Genomic DNA, 16,767 nt, shown 5'->3' with positions numbered 1-16,767 from the left:
GCGTTGCCGTAGCGCCCCGTCAGGGGCGCGGGGAACTGCGCGAGCAACCACGACGGTGCCGCACCCGCCCCACGGCCGGTGCCCGTCGCCGCGCCCCCAGCCCAGCGCATACGCTGATCGCATGACCCCGCAGGCCGCCACCCCCGCCTACCGCAGGCTGTCCGTCGAGGAGCGGCGCAGCCAGCTGCTCGACGCGGCCCTCTCCCTCTTCGCGCACCGCGCGCCCGAGGACGTCTCGCTCGACGACGTGGCGGAGGCGGCCGGGGTCTCCCGCCCCCTGGTGTACCGCTACTTCCCCGGCGGCAAGCAGCAGCTCTACGAGGCCGCCCTCAGGTCCGCCGCCGAGGAGCTGGAGCACTGCTTCGACGAACCCCGTGAGGGCCCCCTCCTGCCCCGCCTCGCCCGCGCCCTCGACCGCTACCTCGCCTTCGTCGACCAGCACGACGCCGGTTTCAGCGCCCTGCTCCAGGGCGGCAGCGTGGTGGAGACCTCGCGGACGACGGCGATCGTGGACGGCGTACGGCGGGCCGCCGCGCAGCACATCCTCAGTCACCTGGGCGTCGCCGACCCGGGCCCCCGGCTGCGGATGACCGTCCGGATGTGGATCACCGCCGTCGAGGCGGCCTCCCTCATCTGGCTCGACGAGGACAAGCAGCCGCCCCTCGACGAGCTGCGGGACTGGCTGGTGGACCAGTTCGGCGCCGTACTCAGCGTGACCGCGCGCCGCGACCCGCAGACCGCCGCCCTCGTCGACGCCCTCGCGGCGAATGGCTGAAACTGGTGCGGTGAAGAGTCAGGACACCCCCTTCGAGGGCGGCCCCATGGACGGACGGGTGCTCCCCGTGCTGCTCGGCATGACCGGCCACCCCCCGAAGACGTACCGCATCCCGGTCCCGGACCCGGCGGGCGGCCCGCCCACCGTCCTGGTCTACCGCCGCGTGCCCCGCGGCCGGAGCGTGGGGGTCCCCCCGCGCGAGCGAAGCCGAGCGTGGGGGAGCCTCGGCCTGTCCCAGGGCTGGAAGTACGAGTACGACCCGACGGGCAAGGGCGGCGGCGGAGCGGGCGGGCCGAAGTGGCCGTGGTCGAAGCGGGCGCCGATCGGCAAGCCGGATGACACCGACGGGTGACAGGGTTGCGCCGAACCGCCCAGCGGAGCTTCGCGAACCGGACATACACGTCTGATTATCACGATGCGGAACGGAGCGACCGTCCCGTATCGGAGGTGATGACGTGTCAGGAAGGTTCCTGCGTCTGGCCTGTACGGCCGTGGTGGCGGCGGCCCAGGCCGTCCTCACACCCCTGCCCGCACTCGCCGCTCCCGGCCCCGGGCAACCGGTCGCCGAACTGCTGACGGACCTTCAGCAGGCGTACCGGCAGGCCGAACAGGCCACCGAGACCTACAACGCGGCGGCGGAACGGCTGAACCGGCAGCGCGCCCAGGTGGCCCGGCTGGACGGCGAGCTGGCCGTGGCCCGGCACTCCCTGCACAGCAGCAAGGACGAGGCGGGCCGGCTGGCCCGGCAGCAGTACCAGAACTCCACCGGGCTCTCCCCCTACATCCGCCTGCTCCTCGCCCGTGACCCGCAGCACGCCCTCGACGAGGGACATGTCATCGGCGAACTGGCGCGCCAGCGGGCGAAGGCGGTGGGCCGCCTGGCCGACACCGAGCGCAGGCAGACCGACCTGGCCCGCCGGGCCCGCGCCGCCATGAACACCCAACTCGCCCTCGCCGAGGGGCAGAAGAAGCAGCGCGACGAGGTCCGCACCCGCCTCTTTGACGTGGAGCGCATGCTGGCGTCCCTCACCGCGGACCAGCTCACCGCGCTCGCCGGCCTGGAGAAGGACCGGACGGCGGACGCCCAGCGGAAACTCACCGCGTCCGGCGCCCTGAGCGCCACCACGCCGCCGCCCTCCCCGGAAGGCGACCGCGCGGTGCGCTACGCGGTGCAGCAGCTGGGGAAGCCGTACCAGTGGGGCGCGGTGGGCCCGGTGTCGTACGACTGCTCGGGCCTGACCTCACAGGCCTGGGACCACGCCGGCACCCCCATCCCGCGCACCAGCCAGGAACAGTGGGCCGACCTGCCCCACGTCCCCCTGAACCGGCTCCGCCCCGGCGACCTGGTCGTCTACTTCCCCGAGGCCACCCACGTGGCCCTCTACCTGGGCGACGGCAAGGTGGTCCAGGCCCCCCGCCCCGGCGCCAAGATCAAGGTCTCCCCGATCGCGGCGAATCCGATCCTGGGCGCGGTCCGCCCGGACCCGAAGGCCGAGCCGTTGCCCCGCTACACGCCCCCCATGATCCCGAAGACGGCGACAGAGGGCCCGGACGAAAGCTTCGGGACCTTGCCGCCGGGGGTACCCCCATGCCCTAGGGGTGCGGGGAACTGCGCGATCAACCCCCACTCACCGGCACTGTGAATTCAAGCCAGCAGCCCCGAACTCCTCCACAACCGCCGCCCGACCCCCCGCAGCACCCCGATGTCGTCCAAGAAGTCGGTCAGCCGCTTCGCCCCCGTCTGCATGACCTCCCGCCGATGCCCGCTCGCCCGCACCTGCGCCACCGCCTCCCGCCGGTCCAGCCCCACGTTCGTGTAGACCTCCGGATTCACGAAGGCCACCGAGAACACCCGCGCGAACTCACCGGAGGTGACCCGTGTGAACTCCTGCGACCACCGCGGCGCCGTCACCATCTGCCGGCGCAGCTCCTCGCGGGCGTACCGCACATGCCGGGCCTCCTCGACCACATGGATCCGCGTGACCCCCCGGACCAGCGGCTGGACCCGCTCGTCCGGGAAGGTCAGCCGCTGCATCCAGTCGAGGACCTCCTCGCCGAGCAGGGTGGCCGTGAAGGACCCGGGGGTGGTGGAGATCGTCTTGAAGAGGCGCCCCAGGTTCTGGTGGGCCCGGCCCACCGGGTACCAGGGCGCGTCACCGCGCGCTATCAGCCGCGCGAACATCTTCGAGTGCCGGCACTCGTCCTCGATCTCGGTCAGCGCGTACCGCACATGCGCACTCGTCGCCGCCTTGTCGTAGATGTGCCGCACCAGCAGCTGCATCAGGATCAGCTCGAACCAGATGCCCAGCGAGGCCAGCGCGGCGGCCTCGTGCTGGGAGAGCAGGATCCGCTGCTCCTCGCTCATCCGCTGCCACATCGGCGTGCCGTACAGCGACACCAGCTCCGGCGGCCAGAACCACTTGCCCTCCTCGAAGGGCGCGTCCCAGTCCAGCTCCTTGTCCGGGTCGAAGGAGTGCTTCGCGGAGGAGGCCAGCAGCCGTTCGGCCACCTGCTCGCGGTCCTTGAGCAGGCCGAGCGCGTCCCGCAGTCCGTCGACCGCGTCGGCTTCCGTCAGGGTCGTCATGGCTCCCTCACCTCGTTACCCGGGGGTACGTCGTCGTCCGCTCTTATGAGACCGCTTGTCAGCAAGCCGGTCAATCCCCCGCGCACGACTTGCTGACTCCGAGTCTCAGAACCCGGAGTCTCAGAACCCGAGCACCGCCCGCATCACCGCCCGGGCGATCGGCGCCGCGTCCCCGCCCCCGCTGATGTCCGAGCGGTCGGCCGCCGCGTCCTCGACCACCACCGCCACCGCGACCTTCGGCTCCAGGTCGTCGTCCGCCTGCGCCCAGGACACGAACCAGGCGTACGGCACCCCGGAGTTGCCGATGCCGTGCTGCGCGGTGCCGGTCTTGCCGCCGACCGTGGCGCCGCGGATCGCCGCGTTCGTGCCGGTGCCCTCCCGGACCACGTCGACCATGAGTTCCTTCATGCGCACGGCCGTCGCGGGACTCATCACCTGCCGTACCGGCCCCGCCCCGCCCGTGCCCACCGTCTCGCCGGTCTGCCGCACGGTCCGCTCCACCAGGTACGGCGGATGCGCCAGCCCCCCGTCCGCCACCGCCGACGCGACCATCGCCATCTGGAGCGGCGTGGCCCGGGTGTTGTACTGCCCGATCGACGACAGGGCCAGCTGCGCCTTGTCCACGCTCGTGTCGAAGGTGCTCGTCGCCGCCGAGAACGGGATGCGCAGCCGGGTGTCGTTGAAGCCGAACGCCTGGGCCGTCGCCGTCATGTCCGCCGCCCCCACGTCCACGCCCAGCTTCGCGAAGACCGTGTTGCAGGACCACTCGAAGGCCGCCCGCAGCGACGCGTCCGCGCAGCCGTCGCCCTCGTTGGTCAGCCGGGTCGTGGTGCCCGGCAGCCGGTAGGGGTCGGGGGAGTCGGTCGGCGCGTCCAGGTCGGTGACCACGCCCGCGTCGAGCGCGGCGGCCGCCGTCACCACCTTGAAGGTCGAGCCCGGCGGATACGTCTGCCGTACCGCCCGGTTGAGCATCGGCTTCTCCGGGTCGTCGTTCAGCCGCGCCCAGGCCGAGGTCACCGCCTCGCCGTTGCCGGACAGTTCGGAGGGGTCGTACGACGGCGTGGAGACCAGGGCGAGGATCCGGCCGGTCGCCGGCTCGATCGCGGCCACCGCACCCTTGCGCGAGCCGAGCCCCCGGTAGGCGGCCTCCTGGGCGTACCGGTTCAGCGTCGTGACGACGTTCCCGCCGGGGTTCTGCGTCCGGCCGCCGTCGCGGTTCCACAGCGGGAACGGCGACAGCATCGGGTCGGTCCCGGCGAGCACCCCGTCCTCGGCGTGCTCCAGGAACGTCGTGCCGTACAGCTGGGAGGCGAAGCCGGTCACCGGGGCGTACAACGGGCCCTGCGGATACGTGCGTTCGTAGCGCAGCTGCTCCCCGCTGTCCCGGGAGCCGGTGACCGGCGCGCCGCCGACCATGATGTCGCCGCGGGGCAGGCCGTAACGGGCGATCGAGTTGCGGCGGTTGGCGGGGTTGTCGTCGTACTCCCGTGCCAGGACGACCTGGACGCGGGCGGCGTTGACCAGAAGGGCGAACAGCAGCAGGGCGCACAGGGCGCGGGCCCGCCGGACGTAGCCGGCCATGCCGCTCCGACGGTTGCCGTTCCCGCTGCTCATGGGGCCATCCGTCCGTCGTAGTGGCGGCGGGCCGAGTCGCTCACCCGGATCAGCAGGGCCACGATCGCCCAGTTGGTGACGACCGAGGAGCCGCCCTGGGCGAGGAACGGCATCGCCATGCCGGTCAGCGGGATCAGCCCGGTCACCCCGCCCGCGATCACGAACACCTGGAGGGCGACGATCGAGGCGAGCCCGACCGCGAGGAGCCGGCCGAAGGGGTCGCGCAGGGCGAGGCCGGCCCGGTAGCCGCGCTCGACGAGCAGCCCGTAGAGGAGGAAGACCGCGGAGAGCCCGGCGAGACCGAGCTCCTCGCCCGCCGTGGCCAGGATGAAGTCCGACTTGGCGGCGAAGCCGATCAGGATCGAGTGGCCGAGGCCCAGTCCGGTGCCGAGGACCCCGCCGGCCGCGAACGCGAAGAGGGACTGGGCGAGTTGGTTCGGCCCCTGGCCCGCGTCGATCGAGGCGAACGGATGCAGCCAGTCCTCGATACGGCCGTGCACATGCGGTTCCAGATGGCCGACGGCGACCGCGCCGAACACCGCGAGCAGCAGGCCGACGGCGATCCAGCCGGTGCGCCCGGTGGCGACGTACAGCATCACGACGAACAGGCCGAAGAAGAGGAGCGAGGTGCCGAGGTCGCGTTCGAGGATCAGGACGCCGACGCTGACCAGCCAGATGGTGACGATCGGGCCGAGCACCCGGCCCGTCGGGAACTGCATGAACCACAGCCGACGGCCGGCGTAGGCGAGCGCGCTGCGGTTGGCGGCGAGGTACGCGGCGAAGAACACCGCGAGCAGCACCTTCGCGAACTCGCTGGGCTGGATGGAGAATCCGGCGAGCCGGATCCAGATCCGGGCCCCGTTGACGGCCGGGAAGAGGATCGGCAGGAGCAGCAGGACGAGCGCGGCGGCGACGCAGACGTACGCGTAGCGCTGGAGCACGCGGTGGTCGCGGAGCATCAGCACGACCAGGATGAAGAAGCCGACGCCCAGGGTGGACCAGACGAGTTGGGCGGGGGCCGCCCGGTCGCCGGGGGTCTGGAGGTCCAGCCGGTAGATCAGGACCAGGCCGAGTCCGTTGAGCAGCACGCCGATCGGGAGCGGCAGCGGGTCGGCGTACGGGGCGCGCAGGCGTACGGCGAGATGGGCGACGAGGGCGAGGACGCCGAGGCCGGCGCCGTAACCGGCGGCGCCGGGCGGGACGGTGCCGGTCTTTGCCAGGCCGACCGCGCAGTAGCCGTACACGGAGAGCAGGACGGCCAGCACGATCAGGGCGAGTTCGATGCCACGGCGCCGGGGGAGGCGTACGGGGGAGGTGGAGGTCGCGGTCGCCGCCAGGGTGGTTCCGGCCTTGGTCATGTCCGGAACTTACCCAAATAGTGGGAGTTGCGGGCCCTGTCGGTCGGCACCAGCGTGGCGGCCCGGCGACGACACCTCGCTAGCTGGCGGGGCCGTCCGGGCCGCCGGGGCCGAGGAAGTCGTCCGTGACGGAGGTGCCGCCGGTGTCGGCGGTGTTGCCGACGCCGGCGAGGTGGTCGGGGTCGTCGGGATCGTTGTAGTGGCCGGTCCCCGGGTCGGCACTGTCCCAGCCGTCGTCGGCGAGGGCGGGTGTGGCGCCGCACAGGGCGAGGAGGGCGGCTATCGCGAAGCCGCGGGTGAACGTGGAGCGCAGGAGCATGGGGGTCTCCGAACGGGACGGGGTGCAGGGGGGAACCCGGCTATTCGCCAGGCTAGGAGGGGTGTGAGGGGGGCGCCTTTTGCGTTGGGCCGAAGGGGGAGTGGTGCGTCTGCGGGCCGGTGGGGGCTGGTCGCGCCCACGCGGCGGAGCCGCAAATGTCAGAGCCCCGCGCCCCTAAGAGATTGGGGCACTGCACGAGCGCCCCTTCAGGGGCGCGGGGAACTGCGCGAGCAACCCCCACGCACCCGCAGCCGCGCGCACTACCCGCGCCGCCCCTACGGGAGCGTCAGCGTCGCCACCGCCCCGCCGTCGATCGCGTTGGCGAACGACAGCCGCGCCCCCAACACCTCCGCCTGCCCCACCGCGATCGTCAGCCCCAGCCCGTGCCCCCTGGCGCCGCCCTCCGTCCGGAACCGCTGCGGGCCGTGTGCCACCAGGTACTCGGGATAGCCGTCCCCGTGGTCCCGCACGGTGACCTCCTTCCCCTCCACCGTCAGCACCACGGGCCCCCGCCCGTGCCGGTGCGCGTTGGCGACCAGGTTCCCGAGCACCCGTTCCAGCCGCCGCCGGTCGGTCTCCACCCACACGTCCCGTACGACCTTCACCTCGGTCTCCGTCCCGGACCCCCGCACCACCCGCTCGGCCAGCGTGCCCAGCGCCTCCGCGTCGGTCTCCAGCCGCTCCCGCCCCGCGTCGAGGCGGGAGATCTCAAGGAGGTCCTCGGTGAGCGTGCGCAGCGCCGCCACCCGGTCCCGCACCAGTTCCGTCGGCCGCCCCGGAGGCAGCAGTTCCGCCGCCGCGTGCAGCCCCGTCAGCGGCGTCCGCAGCTCGTGCGCCACGTCGGCCGTGAACCGCTGCTCGCTCAGCAGCTTGCTCTGCAACGACGCGGCCATCCCGTCCAGCGCCGCGGCGACCGCGGCCACCTCGTCCTGCGGTCGGCTCGGATCCTTGGTACGGGGGTCGTCCACGCGGGCGTCCAGGTCCCCGGCGCTGATCCGCCGGGCCACCTGGGCGGTGCCGTGCAGCCGCCTGGTCACCCGGGTCACCGCGAACGCGCCGACCAGCAGCGTCGCCCCGATGGCGAGCGCCGACGACCAGAGGATGGAGCGGTCCAGGCCGGCGATGGTGCGGGCCTGCTGGGAGTAGTCCACGCCCACCGCGAGCGACCGGTTCCGGTCGGCCGGGCCCGCCGCCCACATCACGGGGCGGCCGTCGTCCCTGGCGACCATCGTGCCGCGCTCCCCGGACAGCGCCAGGGCCCGCAGCCGCGGCGGCAGCCCCCGCGGGTCGATCCGGGCGCCCCGCGGCAGCGCGTCCCCCGCCCCGTAGGCGGTCGTCGCCTCCGCGAGCCGGGTCAGCGCCTGGTCGCGGGCCTGCGCGACGGTCTGGTCGGTGACCGACACATGCACCAGGACACCGAGCAGCGCGGCCAGCGCACAGCACATCACCGTGATGAACGCGGCCGACTTCGCCGCCAGCGTCCCGGCCCAGTGCGGAAGCCTCATCGTGCCCCCGCCGAAGAAGCCGAAGCCGACGACAGCGGTCTGCGGCTGTGCCGCACCCTGCCGGTGCGCAGGAACTCGTCCCGGGAGAACACCATCGCCTTCCGCTCCGGGTCCCACGCCCAGGTCGTCCGGTACTCGTACCCGCTGATCCCGGCCGGCGACCGCACGATCACCGTCCGCCCGGCCAGCTCCACGCCGATGATCGCGTCGTTGTCGTCGAGGACCTGCATCAGCCGGTGCTTCTCGACGGTGTACACGCGCAGCGCGGTCTGGTTCGTCGGATACAGCCGGAAGCCGAGCGTCAGCTCGTCGCGCCCGTCCCCGGTGAGGTCCCGGTAGTACGGCTTCAGCAGCGGACACCGCGCCCCGCCGCCGCCCGCCGTGCACTCCTTCATCCGGTCCGCGGTCTCGTGGTACGCCCCCGTGGCCCCGTAGTCCGCCGGGTCCGAGGCGATCTCCGCCCGTACGACGGCCACCGGGTCCACCGCGCGGATGTCGTCGCCGGGCACCGTGATCCCCTTGACGGTCTCCGTGCTGCCCTCGTCGTAGGGCCAGGCCGGACTGGACGCCGGCCGCAGGTCGGGCCAGAGCTTCGCGGGACTGATCGCGGTCGGGGCCGCCCCGGCCGCGCGCAGCCCGCCGGAGTCGCCGCAGCCGGCCGCGGTCACCGCCAGCAGGGCGACGACCGCCGCGGTCACGGCGGTGCGGACGGGACGACGGGCTGGCACGCTGCTCCTGGCTCTGGCTCTGGCCGTGGCTCTCGCTCTGGCGGGGTCGGGTCGGGGTCGGGGTCGGGGTCGGGGAGAGGCTACTCGGCGAGTTCCTCGAGGAGCCGGGCGGTGGCCAGACCTGCCCGCAGATAGGCCACGAACAGCTCGTTGTGCAGCGCCCAGGGTGAGCGCCGGGCCCGCACCAGCCGGATCGCCTCCTCGGCCGTACACCCCTGGTGCACCAGCGCCTGCGCCACCACGAGCCCGGACCGGTTGTACCCGCTGTAGCAGCGCACCAGCACCGACCGCCCCGCGTCCAGGGACTCACTGGCCGCCCGGGCCAGCCGCATCACCCCCGCGAGCTGGGTGCCGTCCAGCGGCCCGTCCGGTATCGGCCACACATGGTGCTCTACCCCGGCGTCCGGACCGTGTCCGGGCAGCCGCAGCAGACTCTGCACCAGATCGAACTCGTCCCGCACCACGGCGGACTCCAGCTGCCCCGAACGCCCCCGGAACTCGTGGCCGCCCATCCACAGCCCGGGCAGCACCTCGCTCCAGGGACTGTCCGGAGCCGGCACGTCGTACTGCTCCCCACGGATACGCACCCGGCGCCTCCCCGCTGCGCGCGCCAACCCCTCTCAAAGGTAGCGGGGTTCTTGCCCCTGGAGCACCCCGCCTGTTCCCATGGTCGAGGGGTGATGACGCAATGAGCGGACTGCGCGTCGTGCCGACCTGGCGGCACGGTCAGGAGCGACTGTACGTATGCCTCACGGACGGAAGGAACATCGCCTGGTACGACCGTGAGGCGGGCCGCGTCAACCTGCTCAGCGAGGAGCGGCGCGACGACGTACTGGAGACTCTGAGGCCGTTCCTGACCGGCCCGGTCACGATCGGCCCGCCACCCGTGCCGACCCCCGCGGAGCTGGCGCGGCTGACCCTGCACCCCGACGACGACCTGGCGCCCAACCGCCCCGGCGAGGCGCTGCTGGTCGCCCTCGACCGGGACCCCGGTCCGGCCCACCGGCTCCGCCCCGACCCGCGCCGTCGCGCCCTGACCGCGGAACAGACCGTCGGCGACGCGCTGGACCGCCTGGACGGCGCCGGCTGGCACGCCCTGCACTCCGTCCCGCTGCCCGGCGGCGACCGCCTGCACCACCTGCTGATCGGGCCCGGCGGCCTGTTCTGCGTGCACTCCCTGTACGCCCGCAAGCAGAAGGTCCTCATCGCCGACCCGATGATCACGCTGGGCCGGCGCGACCCCCAGCCGCTCCTGCGCCGCCTGCGGGCGGACGCCGACCGGGCCTCGTACGCCCTCACGGCGGAGGTCCGGCCGGTGCTGGCCCTGACCGAGCCGGCGGACGTCACGCTGGCGGCCCCGCCCCGCGAGGTCCACGTCCTGCGCGACCGTGACCTGGACACCCTGTCCCGTCTGGGCGGGGTCCTCAAGCCCGCGGACGTGGAGGCCCTGCACGCGATGGCTAGGGACCGCAACACGTGGGGGAGGGTGTAGCCCCTCCAGGGGCTTACAGGCCTACAGGGGCGCAGGGCTCCTCAGGGCAGCGTCGCCGCGCGCCCCGCGTCCAGCAGCGGAGCCAGCAGGTCCCCGTGGTCCTGGACGCGCGGTGCGATGTCCCCCGCCCGGAACACCAGCTGCCCCGCCGCCCGGCACTCCGCGACCTCCTCCCAGGTCACCGGCGCCGACACCGTGGGCTCCCGCCGGGCCCGCACCGTGTACGGCGTGGCCGTCGTCTTGCGCCCCGCGTTCTGGCTCCAGTCCACGAACACCTTCCCCGGCCGCAGGCTCCGCGTCATCCGGTGCACCACCAGCCGCGGCATCGCCCGCTCGGCCGCCACCGCCAGCCCCTTCGCGTACTCGCTCACCCGCTCGCTGGACGCGCCCCGCACCGCCGCCAGCAGATGCAGCCCCTTCGACCCGGCCGTCTTGGCGTACGCCTCGATCCCGTCCGCCGCCAGCCGCTCCCGCAGCCACAGCGCGACCTCACAGCAGTGCACCACCGTCGCCGGCGCCCCGGGGTCCAGGTCGAAGACGATCCGGTCGGCCTCCTCCGGCGTCCGCACCAGCCACTGGTGCGTATGGAACTCGGTGACCAGGTTCGCCGCCCACATCAGACTCGCCAGGTCCTGCACCAGCACCATCCGGGCCGCCCCCTCCGACCGGGGTACCTCGGCGGTCGTGACCCACTCGGGCGTACCCGGCGGCACGTTCTTGGTGAAGAAGACCTGGCCGTCAGGACCGTCCGGGTAGCGCAGGAAGGACACCGGCCGGTCCCGCAGATGGGGCAGCAGGACCCCGGCCGTCGTCGCGTAGTAGTGCAGCAGCTCGCCCTTGGTGAACCCGGTCGCCGGATACAGCACCTTCTCCAGATTGCTGAGCGCGACCCTCCGCCCGTCCACCTCTGTGATCGGCGTCATACGATGACAATCTCATAGAAAACCTGATATTCGGACGGAGGGAAGCCGCACGTGCGATCCATCTGGAACGGCGCGATCTCCTTCGGGCTCGTCAGCATCCCGATCAAGCTGGTGAACGCCACGGAGAGCCACTCGATCTCCTTCCGTCAGGTCCACACCGAGGACAACGGCCGCATCCGCTACCGCAAGTTCTGCGAGCTGGAGGACCGCGAGGTCACCCAGTCGGAGATCGGCAAGGGGTACGAGGACGCCGACGGCACGATCGTCCCGATCACCGACGACGACCTGACCCACCTGCCCATCCCCACCGCCCGCACGATCGAGATCGTCGCGTTCGTCCCGGCCGACCGGATCGACCCGCTCCAGATGGACGCGGCGTACTACCTGGCGGCGTCGGGCGCCCCCGCGGCGAAGCCGTACACCCTCCTGCGGGAGGCCCTGAAGCGCAGCCACAAGGTGGCCATCGCGAAGTACGCGCTGCGCGGGCGGGAGCGTCTCGGCATGCTCCGGGTGGTCGGCGACGCCATCGCCATGCACGGCCTGCTCTGGCCGGACGAGGTCCGCGCCCCCGAGGGCCTCGCCCCCGACGTCGCCGTCACCGTCCGCGACAAGGAGCTCGACCTCGCGGACGCCCTGATGGACACCCTCGGCGAGGTCGACCTGAAGGACCTGCACGACGAGTACCGGGAGGCCCTGGAGGAGGTCATCGCCGCGAAGGCGGCCGGCGAGACCCCGCCGGAGGCCCCCGAACCGGCACCGGGTGGCAAGGTCCTCGACCTGATGGCGGCCCTGGAGAAGAGCGTGCGGGCGGCGAAGGAGTCGAGGGGCGAGGCGGCGGAGGTCACGCCGCTGCCGAGCAAGAGAGCTACGGCGGCGGCGAAGAAGACGCCAGCGAAACGGGCGCCCGCGAAGAAGGCGACGGCCGCCAAGGCGCCGGTGGCGAAGACGTCGGCTGAGAAGACCGCGGCCAAGAAGTCCACGGCGAAGTCCACGGCCAAGAAGTCGGCGGCGAAACAGCCGCCTGCAAAGAAGACGGCTTCGGCGCGCAAGCGCTCCGCGTGACGAACGCGCGTCTCAGCTCGTCCGACGGCTCGACTCACTCGGCCGGCTATCACCGTTCGAAATAGTGCATATTTCAACTTAACAGTGGATACGGTGCGGTGACGGCGCAATGCTGGGTGATGGGGGAGGGCCCGCCGCACGGCGGGCGGAACAGGCCGAACTCGTCCCCACCCGCGAAGGCACTGTCATGCGTGCACTGCATTTTCACCCCTTCGGTAGAACTCATCTCCTGTCGCTGACCCAGACCCGGGTACGCGCCCCCGCGGCGGAGGACCGCAGGCCCGCCGATCCGACGGCCAGGGTCGCCTCGGGCCCGCCGGGCGACACGCGTCCGGCCGGTACCGCCGCCCGGCTGTCCGCCGCCGAGTGCGGACTCCTGCTGATCAGGCTGACCTTCGGACTGCTGATCGCCGGCCACGGCGCGCAGAAGCTGTTCGGCATCTTCGGCGGGCCGGGCCTGGCGGCCACCGGCAGAGGCTTCGACGCCCTCGGCTACCACCCGGGCAAGGTCTTCGCGGTGATCGGCGGACTCTCCGAACTCGCCGGTGGCCTCGGCCTGGCGGTCGGCCTGTTCACTCCGCTGGCGGCCGCCGCCGTCATCGGTGTGATGATCAACGCCATGGCGACCGTGAGCGGCGCACACGGCCTGTGGATCCAGAACGGCGGAGTCGAGTACAGCGTCGCCATCTGCGTCGTCGCCTTCGCCCTCGCCGCCATCGGCCCGGGCCGGCTCTCGGCCGACCGGTTCTTCCCCTGGCGTTCGGGCGGCTGGCCCGCGGCCGCCGTCGCGCTCGGTCTGGGCGGCATCGGTGCCGCGATCGCGCTGAGCATCTGAGTATCCGAGCGGCTGGGGCGGCCGGACTGCGGCCATCGGTGTGGAAGCCCCGCTGCCTGGAGTGGTTGCCGCCGGTTCGTGCGCGTGGCACGCCGAACGGCGGGGCCCCTGCCTCCTGCATTCCTCCTGCATTCCGGCTGACGGACCCGTCGGCGGGCGGTCGACGCACCGTTGGCGGGCCGCCATGACCTCGGCCCTCCGGGCGTGGAACCGCCGTCCGGCCGCTCGGTTTCCCTGGGAGAGATGTGACCCGGTCCCGCACCCGTTCCGCGCTGGCCCTGCCGGTCGCCGGCCTGCTCCTCGCCACCGGCTGGCTGGCCGGCTGCGGGGACCGGACACCGGCCGGAGACCCCGCCGGCACCCGGCAGCCCGCGCCGGAGGCCGCCCGCGAACCCGCGGCCGGACCCCGGCTCCAGGACCCGCCGGAACTGGTCAGCCACGACGGCCTCCTGAAGGCCGCCATCGTGGTCGAACGCCGCAAGGTGCGGGTCGGCGACCGCCAGCTGTACGCCACCGTCTACAACGGGGCGTACATGCCGCCCACCCTGCGCGTACGGCCCGGCGACCGTGTCGACCTCACCATGACCAATCGCATCGACGACGACACCAACGTGCACACGCACGGCCTGCACGTCTCGCCGCGCAGCCCCTCCGACGACGTCTTCGTCGCCCTCAAGCACAACCAGTCGTACCACTACACGTACCGGCTGCCGTTCAACCACCCGACCGGCACGTTCTGGTACCACTCGCACGCGGACATGAAGTCCGCGCCGCAGGTCGCCGGCGGCGAGTCGGGGGTCGTCATCGTCGAAGGCCTCCAGCAGCACCTGCCCCCGGCCCTGCGCGGCATCACCGAGCACACGATCGCGCTCAAGGACTTCCAGGTCGAGGGCGACTCGATCAGGACGTCCCCCCTCAAGATCGGGTCGCCCACGAAGCGCACCGTCAACGGCCAGCAGAACCCGGTGATCGGCATCCGGCCGGGGGAGACCCAGCTCTGGCGGCTCGCCAACATCGGGGCCAACATCTACTACAAGCTCCACCTCCCGGGCTCCCGCTTCCGCGTGATCGCCCAGGACGGCATCCCCGTCCGCACGGCGTACGACCAGGACACGCTCGTGATCGCGGCCGGCGCCCGCTTCGACGTCCTGGTCCAGGGCGGCCGGCCCGGCACCACGCGGCTGGAGACCCTCGCGTACGACACCGGCCCGGCCGGAAACAAGTTCCCCCGCGCCGACCTCGCCACCGTCGTCACCGGCGGCACACCCGTGCGCCGCGCCCCCCTGCCGACCGGCATCGCCCCGCACGAGGACCTGAGCAACGCGAAGATCGCGGCCCGCAGGACCGTCGTACTCACGGAGAACAAGGCGGGCACGAAGTTCTACCTCAACGGCCGGATGTACGACCCGCACCGCATCGACTTCACCGGCACCCTCGACACGGTCGAGGAGTGGACCATCCGCAACGACTCGGACGAGACCCACTCCTTCCACATCCACACCAACGACTTCCAGCTGATGAGCATCGACGGCAAGCCCCACGACCCCGGCCACGCCTGGTACGACACCATCGACGTGCCGGTGCGCGGCAAGGCGGTCATCCGCATCCACTACGCCGACTTCACCGGGAAGACCGTGGTGCACTGCCACATCCTCAACCACGAGGACATGGGCATGATGGCCGTCCTGGACATCGCCGCACCTCACGGGGACGCACCGGGCAAGTGATAACCGGCGCGGACAGTGCCCCTCACGCCACGACTTCGTACGACAGGGTCTCGCCGGGCTGGGTGCGGAACTCCAGCCGGTACCGTGTCCCCGACGCGGCTCCGGAATCCAGTTTCTGCCATCCCGGATAAGGCATGTACTGCCAAGTCCGGCATGAAACGGTCACCCCGTCGGGGGTTTCGATGCAAGCCCGCGCGTCGGTCTGGTAGCGCACGTAGGTCAGCTGGACCGCGATGAAACCACACCGGTCACTCGTGTAGTACGGGCCGATGGCGTTTCCGCCGTCCGGCAGCTGGATGCTGGCCGTCTGCGGGTTGTCAAAACACCCCGGCTCCGTCTGCGCCGGCACCACCTTCGGATCAGGGGATGCCTTCTTGAGTTTCGGCTGACTGGGGTGAGACGTCGGTACGGATTGCGCTACACCGCCACCTTCACTTCCGCCTCCACTGCCACTGCCACTGCCACTGCCCTGCGAAACAGCAGGATCGCCAGACTGTTCCGATCGGCCATTGCCCGACGGCGGACTCGTCGGAGACTTCTCAGAACCCGGGGACACCTGCCCCGACGGATCTTTACTCGGTGCCACTTCACGGACGCAGGTCGAGTGGACGCACCAGTTTGCATCACGTCCAGCCGACTGACGGGGTGTACTGCCACAGCCGGCCATGGAGGCCAGCAAGGCGCAAGCCCCCAGCGTGGCGATCGGGAGGCCTGCAGGCCGGGTCGAATGCGGGCGTCGTAGCCAGCTCATTTGCTGCATGAACTCTGCCAGCAGATATCGCCGTCCCTGCCGCTCTTCTGATGAATAGTGGGCCCGGAGTGACCACTACTGATGACTGCGGCGACGATGGCGGCTGCGGCGCCGATACCCGCGACGGCGAGAGCTATCTTGTGTTGCATGCTCATATCAAATCCCCCCCCGGTGATCAAAATCGACGCCGGCACTGTCGGCCGACTCCCCAGTCGAATTGATCGGTATGTCGCGACTCCCTCAATATAGATAACCGGAGAATAAGATCGGTTCCCTGCGGTGTGAGAGCGCCACCTATTGGTGAACCATTGAGCAGGTCTGTCGTTTGCGGAACGAGAGGAGACCGAATCTCTCAAGTTCCCTTTCCTCTGCGGAATCCCTGCCCCGTCAAGCGGGCACCGTGGCGCGGTCTGCGCGGTAACCGGCGTCGGCCGGTGGCTTGTTGCGCGTGAGCGGACCGGGCAGACGCCGGGCCGGGGATGCTGTCTGGCGCGTGAACGGTTCCGCGGATCTGGATCCCGTGACGCGGCCCGTGTCGGAGGCGTACGACCCCCGCACGGTGCGCACGGCGGTCGTGCTCTTCGGTTCCGCAGTGCTCGAACGCATCTCGTCCGCTCGGCCGGCAGACCGTTCCAGCCCCGTCACCGGTCCGCGGACTCCACCGGCATCTCCGCCGGCGAAGTCCCCCGACGGACAGGGAACAGTACGGAGATTCTGCCGTCCCTGTCCCTGTCCCTGTCCGTGAGGTGTCTCTTTGGCCGGACGCGGTGCGTCGTTCAGTACTGCTCGGTCTCCACGAAACCCGCGTCCGAGTCGTCGGCGCCGAAGGCGTCGGCGGCGGCGATCGGGTTGAATCCGGGCGGGCTGTCCTTGAGGCCCAGGCCCAGGCCGGCGAGCTTCTCCTTGACCTCGTCGATGGACTTCGCACCGAAGTTGCGGATGTCCAGGAGGTCGGCCTCGGAGCGAGCGAGGAGTTCGCCCACGGAGTGGACGCCTTCGCGCTTGAGGCAGTTGTAGGAGCGGACGGTGAGCTCCAGCTCCTCGATCGGCAGCGCGAGGTCGGCGGCGAGGGCGGCGTCCGTCGGGGACGGGCC

General features: G+C 71.8%; 17 protein-coding genes. 7 read left to right on the top strand and 10 right to left on the bottom strand.

Features of this window, described 5'->3' with window-relative positions; translation table 11 throughout:
* The first annotated feature begins 121 nt into the window (after positions 1-121).
* The 3 genes from ACWGKQ_RS50140 (at position 122) to ACWGKQ_RS50130 (ending at position 2,418) form a co-directional block, all read left to right on the top strand.
* Complete coding sequence (locus tag ACWGKQ_RS50140; RefSeq protein WP_453298815.1) at positions 122-775, top strand: TetR/AcrR family transcriptional regulator; 654 nt, start codon at positions 122-124, stop codon at positions 773-775.
* Positions 776-785: 10 nt separating this feature from the next.
* A complete protein-coding gene (locus ACWGKQ_RS50135; RefSeq protein WP_453298814.1) occupies positions 786-1,127 on the top strand; it encodes a hypothetical protein in 342 nt (113 codons plus the stop codon).
* 103 nt (positions 1,128-1,230) lie between these two features.
* Positions 1,231-2,418 (top strand): NlpC/P60 family protein, encoded by a 1,188-nt coding sequence (locus ACWGKQ_RS50130; protein ID WP_453298813.1) that lies wholly within the window; start codon positions 1,231-1,233, stop codon positions 2,416-2,418.
* Positions 2,419-2,420: 2 nt separating this feature from the next.
* On the opposite strand, the gene ACWGKQ_RS50125 is transcribed toward ACWGKQ_RS50130, so the two are convergent.
* From ACWGKQ_RS50125 to ACWGKQ_RS50095, 7 genes are all read right to left on the bottom strand, one after another.
* Entirely contained in the window at positions 2,421-3,359 is a 939-nt protein-coding gene (locus ACWGKQ_RS50125) for an AurF N-oxygenase family protein (protein WP_453298812.1), read from the bottom strand.
* A 120-nt stretch (positions 3,360-3,479) separates the two neighbouring features.
* Positions 3,480-4,973 (bottom strand): penicillin-binding transpeptidase domain-containing protein, encoded by a 1,494-nt coding sequence (locus ACWGKQ_RS50120; RefSeq protein WP_453298811.1) that lies wholly within the window; start codon positions 4,971-4,973, stop codon positions 3,480-3,482.
* Entirely contained in the window at positions 4,970-6,331 is a 1,362-nt protein-coding gene (locus ACWGKQ_RS50115) for an FtsW/RodA/SpoVE family cell cycle protein (protein WP_453298810.1), read from the bottom strand. The genes ACWGKQ_RS50120 and ACWGKQ_RS50115 overlap by 4 nt, the downstream gene beginning before the upstream one ends.
* A 79-nt stretch (positions 6,332-6,410) precedes the next feature.
* Positions 6,411-6,650 (bottom strand): hypothetical protein, encoded by a 240-nt coding sequence (locus ACWGKQ_RS50110; RefSeq protein WP_453298809.1) that lies wholly within the window; start codon positions 6,648-6,650, stop codon positions 6,411-6,413.
* Positions 6,651-6,925: 275 nt separating this feature from the next.
* On the bottom strand, positions 6,926-8,155 hold the full coding sequence (locus ACWGKQ_RS50105; protein WP_453298808.1) for an ATP-binding protein: 1,230 nt from the start codon (positions 8,153-8,155) through the stop codon (positions 6,926-6,928).
* Positions 8,152-8,883, bottom strand: coding sequence for a hypothetical protein (locus ACWGKQ_RS50100; RefSeq protein WP_453298807.1), 732 nt, complete (start codon positions 8,881-8,883; stop codon positions 8,152-8,154). Before ACWGKQ_RS50100 ends, ACWGKQ_RS50105 begins: the two co-directional genes overlap by 4 nt.
* A gap of 80 nt (positions 8,884-8,963) precedes the next feature.
* Positions 8,964-9,470 (bottom strand): protein-tyrosine phosphatase family protein, encoded by a 507-nt coding sequence (locus ACWGKQ_RS50095; protein ID WP_453298806.1) that lies wholly within the window; start codon positions 9,468-9,470, stop codon positions 8,964-8,966.
* A 101-nt stretch (positions 9,471-9,571) separates the two neighbouring features.
* On the opposite strand from ACWGKQ_RS50095, the gene ACWGKQ_RS50090 reads away from it, so the two are divergent.
* The gene (locus tag ACWGKQ_RS50090; RefSeq protein WP_453298805.1) at positions 9,572-10,375 is read left to right on the top strand and encodes a nuclease-related domain-containing protein; all 804 of its coding nucleotides are present in this window, start codon (positions 9,572-9,574) and stop codon (positions 10,373-10,375) included.
* Positions 10,376-10,416: 41 nt separating this feature from the next.
* On the opposite strand, the gene ligD is transcribed toward ACWGKQ_RS50090, so the two are convergent.
* Positions 10,417-11,298, bottom strand: coding sequence for a non-homologous end-joining DNA ligase (ligD, locus tag ACWGKQ_RS50085; RefSeq protein ID WP_453298804.1), 882 nt, complete (start codon positions 11,296-11,298; stop codon positions 10,417-10,419).
* 51 nt (positions 11,299-11,349) lie between these two features.
* On the opposite strand from ligD, the gene ku reads away from it, so the two are divergent.
* The 3 genes from ku (at position 11,350) to ACWGKQ_RS50070 (ending at position 14,922) form a co-directional block, all read left to right on the top strand.
* Positions 11,350-12,360, top strand: a complete 1,011-nt coding sequence (ku, locus tag ACWGKQ_RS50080; RefSeq protein ID WP_453298803.1) for a non-homologous end joining protein Ku — start codon at positions 11,350-11,352, stop codon at positions 12,358-12,360.
* A gap of 352 nt (positions 12,361-12,712) precedes the next feature.
* Positions 12,713-13,195, top strand: a complete 483-nt coding sequence (locus ACWGKQ_RS50075) for a DoxX family protein (RefSeq protein WP_453298816.1) — start codon at positions 12,713-12,715, stop codon at positions 13,193-13,195.
* A gap of 245 nt (positions 13,196-13,440) precedes the next feature.
* Entirely contained in the window at positions 13,441-14,922 is a 1,482-nt protein-coding gene (locus ACWGKQ_RS50070) for a multicopper oxidase family protein (protein WP_453298802.1), read from the top strand.
* Between the two features lie 22 nt (positions 14,923-14,944).
* On the opposite strand, the gene ACWGKQ_RS50065 is transcribed toward ACWGKQ_RS50070, so the two are convergent.
* Both ACWGKQ_RS50065 and ACWGKQ_RS50060 read right to left on the bottom strand, forming a co-directional pair.
* Positions 14,945-15,274 (bottom strand): hypothetical protein, encoded by a 330-nt coding sequence (locus ACWGKQ_RS50065; RefSeq protein ID WP_453298801.1) that lies wholly within the window; start codon positions 15,272-15,274, stop codon positions 14,945-14,947.
* A gap of 1,175 nt (positions 15,275-16,449) precedes the next feature.
* Positions 16,450-16,767, bottom strand: a 318-nt coding sequence (locus tag ACWGKQ_RS50060) for a DNA-directed RNA polymerase subunit alpha C-terminal domain-containing protein (protein WP_453298800.1), incomplete at its 5' end; no start/stop codon positions are given.

This window comes from Streptomyces sp. NPDC054770 (assembly GCF_053611985.1).
The sequence above is the reverse complement of the archived record's forward strand: the minus strand, read 5'-3'. Positions and strand labels throughout refer to the sequence as shown.

Coding starts and splice junctions, on each gene's coding strand:
- ACWGKQ_RS50140 (WP_453298815.1), top strand. CDS start 122: ATGACCCCGCAGGCCGCCACCCCCGCCTACCGCAGGCTGTCCGTCGAG.
- ACWGKQ_RS50125 (WP_453298812.1), bottom strand. CDS start 3,359: ATGACGACCCTGACGGAAGCCGACGCGGTCGACGGACTGCGGGACGCG.
- ACWGKQ_RS50120 (WP_453298811.1), bottom strand. CDS start 4,973: ATGAGCAGCGGGAACGGCAACCGTCGGAGCGGCATGGCCGGCTACGTC.
- ACWGKQ_RS50115 (WP_453298810.1), bottom strand. CDS start 6,331: ATGACCAAGGCCGGAACCACCCTGGCGGCGACCGCGACCTCCACCTCC.
- ACWGKQ_RS50110 (WP_453298809.1), bottom strand. CDS start 6,650: ATGCTCCTGCGCTCCACGTTCACCCGCGGCTTCGCGATAGCCGCCCTC.
- ACWGKQ_RS50105 (WP_453298808.1), bottom strand. CDS start 8,155: ATGAGGCTTCCGCACTGGGCCGGGACGCTGGCGGCGAAGTCGGCCGCG.
- ACWGKQ_RS50090 (WP_453298805.1), top strand. CDS start 9,572: ATGAGCGGACTGCGCGTCGTGCCGACCTGGCGGCACGGTCAGGAGCGA.
- ligD (WP_453298804.1), bottom strand. CDS start 11,298: ATGACGCCGATCACAGAGGTGGACGGGCGGAGGGTCGCGCTCAGCAAT.